Annotated in this window: 11 protein-coding genes and 1 pseudogene; 7 read left to right on the forward strand and 5 right to left on the reverse strand. The window is 62.9% G+C overall.

Annotation, left to right across the window (positions count from 1 at the left end; all coding sequences use genetic code 11):
- The first annotated feature begins 57 nt into the window (after positions 1–57).
- Both lipA and ACZ5PP_RS12935 read left to right on the forward strand, forming a co-directional pair.
- The gene (gene lipA / locus ACZ5PP_RS12930) at positions 58–1,005 is read left to right on the forward strand and encodes a lipoyl synthase (protein ID WP_012584312.1); all 948 of its coding nucleotides are present in this window, start codon (positions 58–60) and stop codon (positions 1,003–1,005) included.
- A gap of 75 nt (positions 1,006–1,080) precedes the next feature.
- A complete protein-coding gene (locus tag ACZ5PP_RS12935; RefSeq protein WP_324539754.1) occupies positions 1,081–2,721 on the forward strand; it encodes a hypothetical protein in 1,641 nt (546 codons plus the stop codon).
- Positions 2,722–2,813: 92 nt separating this feature from the next.
- On the opposite strand, the gene ACZ5PP_RS12940 is transcribed toward ACZ5PP_RS12935, so the two are convergent.
- The 5 genes from ACZ5PP_RS12940 to ACZ5PP_RS12960 form a co-directional block, all read right to left on the reverse strand.
- Positions 2,814–3,614 carry a hypothetical protein gene (locus ACZ5PP_RS12940; RefSeq protein WP_464826113.1) on the reverse strand — a complete coding sequence of 267 codons (801 nt, stop codon included), beginning with the start codon at positions 3,612–3,614 and terminating at the stop codon, positions 2,814–2,816.
- On the reverse strand, positions 3,580–4,227 hold the full coding sequence (locus tag ACZ5PP_RS12945; protein ID WP_464826114.1) for a type II secretion system protein GspD: 648 nt from the start codon (positions 4,225–4,227) through the stop codon (positions 3,580–3,582). Before ACZ5PP_RS12945 ends, ACZ5PP_RS12940 begins: the two co-directional genes overlap by 35 nt.
- Positions 4,228–4,396: 169 nt before the next feature.
- The gene (locus ACZ5PP_RS12950; protein WP_464826115.1) at positions 4,397–5,434 is read right to left on the reverse strand and encodes an IS5 family transposase; all 1,038 of its coding nucleotides are present in this window, start codon (positions 5,432–5,434) and stop codon (positions 4,397–4,399) included.
- Entirely contained in the window at positions 5,431–5,916 is a 486-nt protein-coding gene (locus ACZ5PP_RS12955) for a secretin N-terminal domain-containing protein (RefSeq protein WP_464827055.1), read from the reverse strand. Before ACZ5PP_RS12955 ends, ACZ5PP_RS12950 begins: the two co-directional genes overlap by 4 nt.
- A 223-nt stretch (positions 5,917–6,139) precedes the next feature.
- Positions 6,140–7,498: an IS1182 family transposase gene (locus ACZ5PP_RS12960; RefSeq protein ID WP_002926673.1), complete on the reverse strand. Its 1,359-nt coding sequence runs from the start codon at positions 7,496–7,498 to the stop codon at positions 6,140–6,142.
- A 227-nt stretch (positions 7,499–7,725) separates the two neighbouring features.
- On the opposite strand from ACZ5PP_RS12960, the pseudogene ACZ5PP_RS12965 reads away from it, so the two are divergent.
- The 5 genes and pseudogenes from ACZ5PP_RS12965 to cls all read left to right on the forward strand — a co-directional run.
- Positions 7,726–7,881, forward strand: a pseudogene (locus tag ACZ5PP_RS12965) (hypothetical protein); the annotation flags it as partial.
- Positions 7,815–8,108, forward strand: coding sequence for a helix-turn-helix domain-containing protein (locus tag ACZ5PP_RS12970; protein WP_464827056.1), 294 nt, complete (start codon positions 7,815–7,817; stop codon positions 8,106–8,108). The pseudogene ACZ5PP_RS12965 and the gene ACZ5PP_RS12970, both read left to right, overlap by 67 nt.
- Positions 8,109–8,143: 35 nt before the next feature.
- Complete coding sequence (locus ACZ5PP_RS12975) at positions 8,144–8,713, forward strand: Hsp20/alpha crystallin family protein (RefSeq protein ID WP_104609725.1); 570 nt, start codon at positions 8,144–8,146, stop codon at positions 8,711–8,713.
- Between the two features lie 93 nt (positions 8,714–8,806).
- A complete protein-coding gene (clpK, locus tag ACZ5PP_RS12980; RefSeq protein WP_464826116.1) occupies positions 8,807–11,656 on the forward strand; it encodes a heat shock survival AAA family ATPase ClpK in 2,850 nt (949 codons plus the stop codon).
- Positions 11,657–11,672: 16 nt separating this feature from the next.
- Positions 11,673–13,103, forward strand: a complete 1,431-nt coding sequence (gene cls, locus ACZ5PP_RS12985) for a cardiolipin synthase (RefSeq protein ID WP_464826117.1) — start codon at positions 11,673–11,675, stop codon at positions 13,101–13,103.
- The last annotated feature ends 20 nt before the right edge of the window (positions 13,104–13,123 follow it).

Genomic DNA, 13,123 nt, shown 5'->3' on the forward strand with positions numbered 1-13,123 from the left:
CGCCCGCCCTTACTCCCGCACCTTTTCCCACCCGGAAACCCACAGAGACCCGCGAACATGGAAACCCCCGCTCGCAAACAGCGCGGCGCCGACAAGACCGCCCGCATCCCGATCAAGATCGTCCCTGCCGAACGCCTCAAGAAGCCCGAGTGGATCCGCATCAAGCTCGGCGCCGGCATGGAGGCCGAGCGCTTCAACGAGATCAAGGCCACGCTGCGCGACCACAAGCTGCACACCGTGTGCGAGGAAGCCTCCTGCCCGAACATCCACGAATGCTTCGGCAAGGGCACGGCCACCTTCATGATCATGGGCGACATCTGCACCCGGCGCTGCCCGTTCTGCGACGTCGGCCACGGCCGTCCCGAGCCGCTCAACCCCGACGAGCCGCGCGACCTCGCCAAGACCATCGCCGCGATGCGGCTGAACTACGTGGTGATCACCTCGGTGGACCGCGACGACCTGCGTGACGGCGGCGCCCAGCACTTCGTCGACTGCATCCGCGAGACCCGCGCCGCCTCGCCGAGTACCCGCATCGAGGTGCTGGTGCCCGACTTCCGCGGCCGCATGGAGATCGCGCTCGACATCTTCGACGCCGCCCCGCCCGACGTCATGAACCACAACCTCGAGACCGTGCCGCGCCTGTACAAGCAGGCCCGCCCGGGTTCGGACTACGCGTATTCGCTCGAGCTGCTCAAGCAGTTCAAGGCCCGCCATCCGGACGTGGCGACCAAGTCCGGCCTGATGGTGGGCCTGGGCGAGACCGACGACGAGATCCTCGAGGTCATGCGCGACCTGCGCGCGCACGACGTCGAGATGCTCACCATCGGCCAGTACCTGCAGCCCTCAGGCGGCCACCTGCCGGTGCTGCGCTACGTGCATCCGGACACCTTCAAGATGTTCGAGACCGAGGCGCTGAAGATGGGCTTCAGAAACGCCGCCTGCGGCCCGATGGTGCGCTCGAGCTACTGGGCCGACCAGCAGGCGCACGGGGCCGGGGTGGTCTGATGTAAATTCCACCGATAAAAGCTAATTTACATCGATCGCTGCAAATTAACATCGATCCGTGCAAATTTGCAGGCCATGAGCCCACTCCCGAATTTCCCCAGTCTGACGCCGGACGAACGAGTCTGGCGTCTTGACTGGTTCGGCGAGTGCGCCTACCCCGGGAGTGTTCGACGCTACGCCCAACCCAGCATCAAGGTGGCGATTTCGCCGCTGCGGTGCGAGCCGAATGACGCTGAGGCGCTTTTGCAGCCTGGCGGCACGGATCACATGCACCAGAGGGAGGTCTGGGCGCCCGTTGCGGTATTGCCGTTGCTGGCGATCGGTGATCTGTGGCAGGGCGGTCGTTTGATCGCCTCGCCGAGTTACCATGCCGAAACCTTTCGAAGCGTCCAGATCGTGCCCGGTACCACCAGCTTCGTTAAAGCAGGTCTGGCGGTAGACGAAAAATTTCTGATTCCACTGCATGCCCACCCGTGGCATCGGCCTCACACGCAGGCTTACTGCGTGGCGGTTTCGTTGGGGGGCGACCGCAGGCTGCTGATCCCTTGCGTGGAGATCATCCGCTTCTACTTCGGCTCGTCGAGCAACCTGCTCCAACGGCTCTTTTCCATGCCGCTCAACGCGGAGGCGCTGTGGTCGAGCAAATCGTTCGATCCAGGCTCCCGGCACATGCACCTTGTCCTCGCTCCCGGGATATCCGGGGCGTCGGCCTCGGATGTCGGCAGGATGGCTGGCGATCGACTCGCCTGGCGCTCGGCGGCTGGCATCCACATTTCCTGCCAGAAAGCTGCGGCAAGTGGACAGGTGGCCTACCCGTATACCGGCTTTCCGTTCGAGGGCGAGACGAACCTCGCTGTAACTGGCGTTTGGTTGCCCTTTGGCGATGAACCAAGAGCCACGTTCCTGGCTTATCAACTTCGCTCCTGCTCGCACGCCTTCCCGTTTCGATCCCTTTCCTATGAAACGTCCCGGCGCAACGCCCAAGGCGCACGAAGCCCGGAAAGTAGCCGGAACGCGACTGGCGTTCGTCACGTAAGCGAGATCTCGCTCCGAACAAAGACGGTCGATGATGATCCCAGTGCTCGTAAGTCGCAGCATTCCGGAGGTTTTACGACCAAGAGGCGCTTTCCGGACCTTCTGCGCAAACCGGTCTGGAAGGAGAAAATCGAGAGCTTTGCAAGCGCTGAGGTTTTCTTGATACGCAGCAACGGCAGCATCGAGCAGGTCGCGTTTGGCGAGCCGGATGGTTCATCGGATGCAGCCGGGATTGATTTGGCTACGCAACCCGAGGCTGGTCCGCCGATGCAAAAGAAGCCTCCGCTACCCCACTTCGTACGTAAGACACTGACCCGGATTCGTCGCGAGATCACGGCAAGCGGCAAGAAGGACAGAACGATCCGGGTGATAGACCCCAAAGAGAGGGCTGTCCCGGTGTTTTCGCTGGCGGTTGCTGTCGATGAGGATGGAGAGGTGCTTCCGGAACTGCTGTTCTCTGATGAGGCAGGACGTGTGCGCCAGCGCAGGGCGTGCTTCGCCGAGGTTATCGAGCGCGGCGTGGCGCTTCGTCAACTGGCAATTATTGAGGAGCAGAACGCCCAAAGCGCGGCTTTGGTAGTGCAGGTTAGGGAGCCGAGCATTCACCAATTGACGCAGAGCTTGCTCAAGCACCTTTCAATGATTGTAAGCGCAGCGGAGAAGGACAACGGGCGGTTGTAGGCCCCCAGAAAAACTGTGCAAACGGCAAGTTGTTGCCGAAGGACTGCCGAGCGGACTTGTGCACAGTTCGGTTGTCTCGGGATCGCCCGTCGTTACGTGTGCTTGTCGCACCTCATGGTTTTTCCTGCTGCGGTTGCGATGCGTTTCCGGCTTCTAACAAGATGGCTGGGATCGATTTGGCCGGTGATCGTGACTTCGATGGAGAGCCCGGCAGCATCACCTTGCTCGTTGGTGGCAAGCGCATTCACACGAAACGTCCTGCCAACGACGCTGTGGACAGGACTGTCAGTCAGGATTGAGCGCTCGCCCAGCGGACCAGATCTCAGTCCGATAAGGTCGGCAAGATGGCTCGACGCATACCGCTCGTCCGGCTCTGCACGGCTCGAGTAAAGCGTAACGTGCGGGTATAGACAGGTAAACCGCTCATGGTCGAGGCCGAGCATTGCCTGAAGGTCTGCGTAGGTGGCAGGGCGAGCTCCAATCGCTGATCTCTCGGCCGAGGAGCCTTGACTCAAGGGGGCTAAAGCAAGGCGTTCCAGCAGGCGGTCGAGCACCTTCGGATCGGACGTCAGCGGATCCACGAGTCCTGTGGCCTGCTGAACCGAAACCCCGATCACCCGCTCCGCGATCTTCACGTCCCGGGTGACGACGCCGTCGCCGATCCAGGGGCTTCGGTTGCCGTTGACCAGAATGTCGTGGATGACCAACTCGACGGCAGACTCGTGCGCAAGGTCCATGCTGAGCCGCTGTTCCGAAATCGCAAGCTCCTCGGTCGAATAGAAGACCGTGGCCATCGAGCCGGCAACAAGTGTTGCCGCTACGAGAAGTAGCCACAACGTATGCAGGAGGACAAAGCCTTTACTGCGCACGAGGCCGCACGAGTGGGCGTGCATGCTCGGCGAGCTGGGAAGCTGCATCGAGGCCGTCAACCAGCGCATCGACGACCGACTGGGTTTCCATCTGATTGCGCATCACATGCGGAACGAGCAAGACCACCAGCTCGGTGCGGCGAGTATCGGAGGTGTTGTTCCTGAACAGGTTGCCGACCACGGGCATGTCCTTGAGCAATGGGATGCCGCTGTTTCCGACACCGCCACTCTCTCGGATCAAGCCGCCGAGCGCCACCGTGAAGCCGTCGCGCGTCGCGACGACGCTGTGGATCTTCCTTCGCTGTATGGTCGGCGAGTCGATGCCAGAAGAGGTGGTTTGAGCAACCTCGCTCACTTCCTGCATGACATCAAGGATCACATTCCCATTGTCATTGACCCGGGGCGTCACCTCCAGGATAACCCCCGTGTCGCGCATCTGGATCGTGCTGATGATCGGAGCGCCGCCCGCGTCCGTGCCCTGAGAAGTCTGCGTCACGATGGGCACTTGGTCGCCCACCTGCAGGCTTGCCTTCTGGTTGTTCAGCACGGATATCTTGGGCGCCGAGAGGATCTTCACTTCCGTCTTGGATTGCAGGGCATTGAGGACGATGCGTGCATTTGCCTTCCCCGAATACACATAAGGGCACCTCGAATAACCCGAGGTTTTCAGTGAATCCTGCCGCGTAATGATGCCCGTGACCGAGTTCGACCCAATTTCTCTGGCAAACCACCGCGTTTCTCGGCGACGTTGCCCCGTTTTTGCCTCGAATCGCCCCGGGTATCGGCGATTCGGCCCATTTCGGGCATCAGAAGGCCTCGATTCCGGCCTTCCGGAAGTAGACCAGCCGCTTCAGGTTGTAGCAGGCGGCCATCATCGTCATCGCAAAGTTCGCCCGGGCCTGGCCGATGGTACGCAGCAACTTGCCGCCCATCTGATCGATGGCGGCAAAGACATGCTCGACCCGGGCGCGTGTTTTGGCGATGCGCTGGTTACGCCGCTGCTGGCACTCGGACAGCGGCTTGTTGCGCTTGCCCTTCCTCTGGATCTGGTTACGGAAGCCGTTCTCCTTCAGCCAGGCTTCACACCCCTCGGACGGGTAGCCCCGGTCGGCATAGACGTCCCGACTCGTGTTGCCCGCATCGAAGACGTTGTCGAAGTGCTGGCTGTCGTGCGTACTCGCCGTGTCGGTCTCGATCCGGCGAATGATCTTGTATTTCTTGTCGACGTTGATCGAGAGCTTGTAGCCGAAGTGGCTCTTGCCGTGCTTCTTCGTCCAGGTCGCATCGATGTCCTTCTGGCGGCGCTTGGCCGGCTTCCAGTCAGCCGGCATCGCACCGTGCTCGATCAGCGCCTTCTCGCCCCGGCTGTTGTGCTGCTTGGGGGCGGGGACCAAAGTGGCGTCGATGATCTGACCGCCGCGCGCGATGAAACCCTTCTTCAGCAACTGCGCCGAGACACCGTCAAAGAGCGCCTTGGCGCCCGCTTCACCGATCCGGTTCTCGAAGGTCCACACCGTGGTGCGGTCCGGGACGTTGGTCGCGTTCGCCAGTCCGCAGAAGCGCTTGTAGCTCATGCGGTCGAGCAGTTGGTACTCCATCTGCTCATCGGACAGGTTGTACAGGCGCTTGAGCACCAGGATCCGTACCATCGTCTCGGTCGGGTACGGCGGACGCCCGCCCTGCGCGCTCACCGGACGCGGCGCAACCTCATCCACCTCGGCCGCCAACGCCACAAAGTCGATGTGCGACTCGATGTCGGCCAGCGGGTCGCCCAGCGAGTCGATCTTCTTGCGGTGATGCTCGTCAGCGAACAGGTCAGTCTTGATAGCGCTACGCGGTTTCATCGGTACAGGCTGCAGGGTTCAGGACGATGTAATTTTACCAAGGGCGGGCGGTGCAGAGGTTTTTCGAGCCGCCCATAAGAGAAACCCGGGAACTGCGAAGCGACCGAGCCGGTGTCGGTCGCACTCAGGGTCACGGTGTTCTCACTCGAGTCGAAAAACCATTGCACGCCATAGCGCAGGTTGTTGTTCAGGGTCACCTCGGCCAGAAACGCTTCGATCATGACCTGGCGCGGTAACACGTCGATCTGCTTGAGCGCTTCCTGGATCACACGGAACTCGTCCTCAGTGCCGTAAAACATCAACGAGTTGTTCTCCTCGATCGCCACCAGCCTGCCAATGTTCGCCTGGGGGCCCGATGCTGAGGGCGATATCGAGGGCGATGGCAAGCCGGGCATCTGCGGCTGCGGCAACGAGGACGTCGATGGGCTGGTAGTCGCTGTAGTCTGCATTTCCCCAGTCAGCACCTGCCGGAGCGATGTCACCAAGTCCTTCGCGTTACCATTCTGAACGTTATAGACGAAGATGCGCTGTGCACCGGCTTTCGAGACATCAAGCCGCCCAATCCACTCGCCTAGCAGCCTGTCGGACTTGAAGCCGGCGGACGGCGTACCGGCAGGCGGGTTTTCATGATGTGAAAAATAATCGGCATTTCAGAGCCGAAAGCGCCTTTTTCGCGTGAAATCGCCATGGTCCTGTCGTTTTTTCTCACTGCAGACGCAATACGGCCATGCGCTTGAAGTTCCACGCGAGGCAGACCAGCGTCCATTCGTTGCGCACGTTGCCAACACCGCGCAGCAGGAACTGACGGAAACCCATCACGGACTTGATGATGCCGAACACCGGCTCGACGGTCTGTTTGCGCAGCGCGTAGGCGGCGCGACCGGTCTGGGTCTTGAGGGCGTGCTTCATCTGCTCGACGTGGGAGGTGGGCGTCTCGAGCGGTGCGGGCTCCTCGAAGCGGCTGCGCCAATCCGGATGATGCGCATCGCGCCCCACTGCGATCAGCGGCTCGACCCCGGCGTCGTGGCAGTGCTGGACGTTGCGTTCGCTGTAAAAGCCGGTGTCGGCCAGCAGCCGCGCGGGTTGATTGAGCCCATCGGGCAGTGCCTGGATGCACTCGAGCATCGGCGCGACCTGCTCCTTGTCGTTACCGGCGGTGGTGATGTGGGGCGCCACCACCAGCATCGATTCGGTATCGACCACAGCTTGCGCGTTGTAGCACTGCTCGAAACCACCGCCCGCCACCTTCATGATGCGCGAGTCTTCATCGGTCAGATTTATCTGATCCTCGGCCTGTGGCCCCGTCTGCGGGGGCTTGGGGGGCTTGCCACCGGGCTTCTTGCCCGTGCTCGCCTGCTTGGCCTTGCGCTTGGCCATCTTCGCCTCGTACTCGGCTTGCTCGCGCTCGAAACGTTCCTTCGCGCGGGCCTCGATCTTGGCTTTGGCCGTCGCGATGGCCGCCAGACGGTCTTCGCGCCGCTTGATCTCCGCCGGCAAATCCACCCCCTCAGGCACATTGCCTTGATCGGCGGCCTCGGCCAGCTTGAGCATCTCCTGCACCTCGGCTTTGAGCTGCGCTTCGATCTTCTGCGCGTGCCCGTAAGACAGCGCACTGTGCCGGGAGGCGTTGGCGTGCAGCTTGGTGCCGTCCAGGCTGACCGTGCCAAAGCGTGAGAGCTGGTTCTCGCGTGCGACCTGCAGCACTTGCACGAAGAGCTCGGCGAACTGTTCGCCGAAGCGGCGCCGGAAACTCGCCAGGGTGTCGTGGTCCGGGTGCTGGTTGCAGGCGATGAACCGAAACGCCAGCGAATCGTATGTCGCCCGCTCGATCCGGCGGCTCGAATGCGTCCCCGTCGCGTAGCCGTAGATCAGCAGCGACAGCAGCATCGCCGGGTGGTAGGCATCGCTCCCACGCCCCGCATACGCCCGCTCCAGCGCCGACAGGTCCAGCGCCTCGACCACGTCGACCACATAGCGCGCCAGGTGCGTTTCGGGCAGCCACTCCTGTACCGAGGGCGGCAGCAGGTAGTCCGTCTGGCGGTCGATCGGGCGGAAGCGGCTCATGCTCTTAGGATCCGGGGGCGATGGGGCATTTTACAGGGGGTAGTCCGACAGGCTGCTAGATAACCCGCTTGGCCAGATCCACCCCGACTCGGGCAATCTCGTTCATGGACTTCCCTTTTCACATGGCTGCAGATTGATGACTTGGGGAGCACCATCGCGGTGGCAGCCAACATTTGTTTCCTGGCTGCTTACGATTGAGTCACATCAATCGGCCAGCAGATCACTGAATGTTGACTCTTGATTTTCTGCATGTTAGGCGCGACATCTTGCAGCGTCTTGAAAAAAATCCTCGATTGAGGCTGTACGAAGGCGTAACTTGTGGGGGTGGTATGACAGCGCGCCAGCAGGCGATCTTCACACTCGACGAGTTGGCTACCTACTTAAAGGTCGGCAAGCGGACGCTTTACCGGCTCGCCGCGCAGGGGAAATTCCGGCCTTCAAGGTCGGCGGGACATGGCGGTTTCGTCCAAGTGAAATCGATCGATGGATCAATGATCAGATCCAAGCAGGCAGAAAGAAGGAGGTGTTACGCACAGATGAGCAGCCGAAGTCAGCGAAACATCCCGTGTTGCCTGGGCGCGCTATCCATAGCCGCAGGCAAACGGAGTGAGCGAGAGTCTTCAATTTTTCTTCTGGAGGTGTGACATGGACATTGATTTCAAGAAGTTGGCTCCCTGGAACTGGTTCAAGAAGGAGCAGGAAGAACAACAGAGCACTGCCTCGCTGCCGGTGCAGCGCAATGACCTGCCGGTAGCGGGTGGGCCCGTCAGTCCCATCCTGCAATTGCATCGCGAGATCGATCGCCTGTTCGACGACGCGTTTCGAGGCTTCGGTTTCCCGACGCTGGCCATGCCACGCTGGCCGTCGGACTGGCCGGGCATGCTGAAGCCGGCGCTGGACATCCAGGAGACCGACAAGCAGTACAAGATCGCCCTGGAAGTACCCGGCGTCGAGGAAAAAGACATCCAGATCACGCTCGACAACGACGTGCTGCTGGTGCGCGGTGAAAAGCGTCAGGAGCAGGAAACGAGAGACGGCGGTTTCCACCGGGTGGAGCGCTCCTACGGCAGCTTTCAGCGCGCTCTGAACCTGCCGGCCGATGCCAACCAGGACACGATCAAGGCCGCTTTCAAGAACGGCGTACTCACGATCACGATGGAAAAGCGCGAGGCCAGTACGCCCAAGCAGGGGCGCTCGATCCCGATCAACGGCTGACGCGGGGCAGCGCGTTTTTCTCAAAAACCACAAAGAGATGAGGCACCGTGATCGGCGGTGCCTCGTCAGATCAATCTTTACAGGAGCATCAGCATGGCCAGAAAACAATGCCAAGTCTGCGGCCAGCCCGCCACGGTGCGGGTGGAAGCCAATCTCAATGGTCGCCACAGCACCATGCTGTTGTGTGACGATCACTATCGCCAACTGGTGCGCCAGCAAAAGCGCACCGTCTCACCGCTGGAAGCCTTGTTCGGCTCGCGCAGCGGGCTGTTCGAAGACTTCCTTGGCAGCGACTTCTTCCGCATCGGTGACGACGCACCGTCCATGGCGGCCGATACCGACGAGGTCGTCGATGCCTCGTTCGGCGAACCCGCCCCGGCCGGTACGGGCACCGCGCGCCGTCGCGGCAGTGGGCTCGCCAGCCGTATCAGCGAACAGTCCGAGGCCCTATTGCAGGAGGCCGCCCGACACGCTGCAGAGTTCGGGCGCGCCGAAGTCGATACCGAACACCTGCTGCTGGCGCTATCCGACAGCGACGTGGTCAAGACCATCCTGGGGCAGTTCAAGATCAAGGTCGATGACCTCAAGCGCCAGATCGAATCCGAAGCCAAGCGCGGCGATAAGCCGTTCGAGGGCGAGATCGGCGTGTCGCCCCGGGTCAAGGACGCGCTCAGCCGTGCTTTCGTGGCCTCCAACGAACTCGGCCACTCTTATGTCGGGCCGGAGCATTTCCTGATCGGGCTCGCCGAGGAAGGCGAAGGCTTGGCGGCCAACCTGCTGCGCCGTTACGGCCTCACGCCGCAAGCGCTGCGCCAGCAGGTAAGCAAGGTGGTCGGCAAAGGGGCCGAGGATGGCCGCGCCGAGACGCCGACCAACACGCCCGAGCTGGATAAATACTCGCGCGACCTCACCAAGATGGCGCGCGAGGGCAAACTCGATCCAGTCATCGGCCGTGCGCAGGAGATCGAGACCACCATCGAGGTGCTGGCCCGGCGCAAGAAAAACAACCCGGTGTTGATCGGTGAGCCCGGCGTCGGCAAGACCGCCATTGTCGAAGGGCTGGCGCAGCGGATGGTCGCCGGCGAAGTGCCCGAGACGCTGCGCGACAAGCGTCTGGTCGAACTCAACATCAACGCCATGGTGGCAGGCGCCAAGTACCGCGGCGAGTTCGAGGAGCGCGTGCAGAAGGTTCTCAAGGAAGTGACCGAGCACCAGGGCGAGCTGATTCTCTTCATCGACGAGGTGCACACCATCGTCGGTGCAGGCCAGGGTGGCGGCGAAGGCGGGCTGGACGTGGCCAACGTGTTCAAGCCGATGATGGCGCGCGGCGAACTGAACCTGATCGGCGCTACCACGCTCAACGAGTATCAGAAGTACATCGAGAAGGACGCCGCGCTGGAGCGTCGCTTCCAGCCGGTGATGGTGCCCGAGCCGACGATAGCGCAGACCATGATGATCCTGCGCGGCCTGCGCGACACCTTCGAGGCGCACCACAAGGTCAGCATCACCGAGGATGCGATCATCGCCGCCGCCGAGTTGTCGGACCGCTACATCACCGCGCGCTTTTTGCCTGACAAGGCCATCGACCTGCTCGACCAGGCGGCCGCACGCGTGAAGCTGTCGGCCACGGCCCGCCCGGTGGCGGTGCAAGAGCTGGAGTCCGAACTGCACCAGCTGCGGCGTGAGCAGGACTATGTGGCCTCGCGCAAGCAATACGACAAGGCCGCCGAGCTGGGCAAGCACATCGAGGCCAAAGAGGCCGAACTCAAGAAGCTTGTCGAGGAATGGGAACGCGAGCGCGCCTCGGGCAGCGCCGAAGTCAAGGCCGAGCATGTCGCGCAGATCGTCTCGCGCCTGACCGGCATTCCGGTCAACGAGCTGACGGTGGAAGAGCGCGAGAAGCTGCTGCATCTGGAGCAGCGGCTGCACGAGCGCCTGGTGGGCCAGGACGAAGCGGTGCGCGCGGTGGCCGATGCCGTGCGGCTGTCGCGGGCGGGCCTGCGCGAAGGCGGCAAGCCGGTGGCGACTTTTCTGTTCCTCGGGCCGACTGGCGTGGGCAAGACCGAGCTCGCCAAGGCGCTGGCCGAGTCCATCTATGGCGATGAAGGTGCGCTGCTGCGCATCGACATGTCCGAGTACGGGGAACGCCATACCGTGGCACGCCTGGTGGGCGCGCCTCCGGGTTATGTGGGCTATGACGAGGGCGGCCAGCTCACCGAGAAGGTGCGTCGCAAGCCCTACAGCGTGTTGCTGCTGGACGAGATCGAAAAAGCGCACCCCGACGTCTACAACATCCTGCTGCAGGTGTTCGACGACGGGCGGCTCACCGACGGCAAGGGCCGGGTGGTGGATTTCACCAATACCATCATCATCGCCACCTCGAACTTGGGCTCGGACATCATCCAGCGTCGGCTGAAGGCCCGTGGCGCCGCCGGCGAGGAATACGAGAAGACCAAGTCCGAGGTGATGGACGTGCTGCGCGGACACTTCCGCCCCGAGTTCCTCAACCGCATCGACGAGATCATCGTCTTCCATGCGCTGGGCAAGGAGGAGATCCGCCATATCGTCGGCCTGCAGCTCGATCGTGTGGCCCGCAACGCCGCCAGCCAGGGCGTGACGCTGACCTTCGATCAGACCTTGATCGATCACTTCGCGGAGGAAGGCTACAAGCCCGAGTTCGGCGCGCGTGAGCTCAAGCGGCTGATCCGCAGCGAGCTGGAGACGGCACTGGCGCGCGAGATGCTGGGTGGCGGTATCGGCAAGGCCGATCACGCCAGCGCCCGCTGGGACGACAAGGCCGAACGGGTGGTCTTCGAGCGCCAGGAGCCACCCGCGAAGCCGGCCGAGCCTGAGAAGCCCGATGCCGCGAACGTGGCCGAGGCACCGCCTAGCGACGCGAGCAAGCCTGCGCGCAAGAAGAAGTCAGCGGGCGGCGAATCTTGAGCGATGGGAGGCTGTCGTGTCCGACCCCAACGGGCTGACATGGGCAGCCACCCTCGTGTCGCTGACGGTCGCTATCCCCACAGCGGGGCACGCGGTCATCTACAAGCGTGACCCTCGATCGGCCACGCTGTGGGTGCTGCTGATCGCGCTGTTGCCGCTGGGCGGTTCGCTGCTGTATGGGCTGTTCGGCATCAACCGTTACCAGCGGCGGGCGCGGCGGCTCTTCCCGGGGGCAGATCCTGCTGTTCGGCAGGACCTCTCGCCCACGATGCCCGAGGCTGTATCGCCGCCGCTTGCCGGTCTGGCCCACCTGGTGGGACGCGCCACCGGCCAGTCGCTGACCGGCGGCAACCGCATCGAGCCGCTTGTCGATGGCGAGCAGGCCTACCCGGCCATGCTCGCCGCCATCGAATCGGCCAGGCACAGCGTCGCCTTGGCCTCGTACATCTTCGACAGCCAAGGCATCGGGGCGCAGTTCGTCGATGCGCTGCGCCGGGCTCATGAGCGCGGCGTGCAAGTGCGGGTGCTGATCGACGACGTGTATGCCCGCTGGACGCCCCGCAGCGCCTACCGCGCCTTGCAGCGCGCCGGCGTTCCGGCGGCGACGTTCAACCCGACATTGATTCCCGCGCGCCTGCATGGCGCGCATCTGCGCAATCACCGCAAGCTGCTGGTGATCGATGGCAAGACGGGTTTCACCGGCGGCATGAACATCTTCAGCCCGTATTGGCGGCCCGATGCGCCGGACCGGGCCTGTCACGATTTGCACTTTCGTCTGCGCGGGCCGGTGGTTGCGCATCTGATGCGGTGCTTCACCGATGATTGGTGCGATACCACGGGCGAGCGGCTCAGCAAGGGTTTCTGGGGCGAACCGCCCGCAACGGCTGATGAGCAAGGAACCTCTTGGGCGCGCGGCATCGAGGCCGGTCCCGATGAGGCCCTGGACAGGATGCGCTGGACCTTCATGGGCGCTTTGAGCGCGGCGAAGCATTCGGTGCGCATCTGGACACCTTACTTCGTGCCCGATCAGCCGATGATCGCGGCGCTGAGCACGGCCGCGTTGCGCGGCGTGCGCGTCGAGGTGCTGACGCCCGCAAACGGCGACCATCCCACGGTGCAATGGGCCGCGCGCGCCCACTACTGGCAGGTGCTGGAGCACGGTGTACGCATCTTCGAACGGCCTGGCCCGTTCGACCACAGCAAGCTGATGCTGATAGACGGCCAGTGGTGCTGCCTGGGTTCGGCCAATTGGGATGCGCGCAGCCTGCGCCTCAACTTCGAGTTCAATGTGGAGGTGTACGACACCGCGCTGTCTACGCGGCTGGAATCCCTTTTTGATGCCGCTCGTGATGCGTCGGGCGAGATATCGGCGAAGGCGTTGCGCGCCCGCCCGCTGGCCATCCGCTTGCGCGACGGGGTGGCCCGTCTGTTCACCCCCATTCTCTAGCGACACGACTTGCGAGGAAC

The organism is Thauera sp. DNT-1 (genome assembly GCF_055393985.1).

What these genes read in the sequence shown, in the direction of transcription:
- lipA (WP_012584312.1), top strand. Translation starts at nt 58, where the DNA reads ATGGAAACCCCCGCTCGCAAACAGCGCGGCGCCGACAAGACCGCCCGC.
- ACZ5PP_RS12935 (WP_324539754.1), top strand. Translation starts at nt 1,081, where the DNA reads ATGAGCCCACTCCCGAATTTCCCCAGTCTGACGCCGGACGAACGAGTC.
- ACZ5PP_RS12940 (WP_464826113.1), bottom strand. Translation starts at nt 3,614, where the DNA reads ATGCACGCCCACTCGTGCGGCCTCGTGCGCAGTAAAGGCTTTGTCCTC.
- ACZ5PP_RS12950 (WP_464826115.1), bottom strand. Translation starts at nt 5,434, where the DNA reads ATGAAACCGCGTAGCGCTATCAAGACTGACCTGTTCGCTGACGAGCAT.
- ACZ5PP_RS12960 (WP_002926673.1), bottom strand. Translation starts at nt 7,498, where the DNA reads ATGAGCCGCTTCCGCCCGATCGACCGCCAGACGGACTACCTGCTGCCG.
- ACZ5PP_RS12975 (WP_104609725.1), top strand. Translation starts at nt 8,144, where the DNA reads ATGGACATTGATTTCAAGAAGTTGGCTCCCTGGAACTGGTTCAAGAAG.
- clpK (WP_464826116.1), top strand. Translation starts at nt 8,807, where the DNA reads ATGGCCAGAAAACAATGCCAAGTCTGCGGCCAGCCCGCCACGGTGCGG.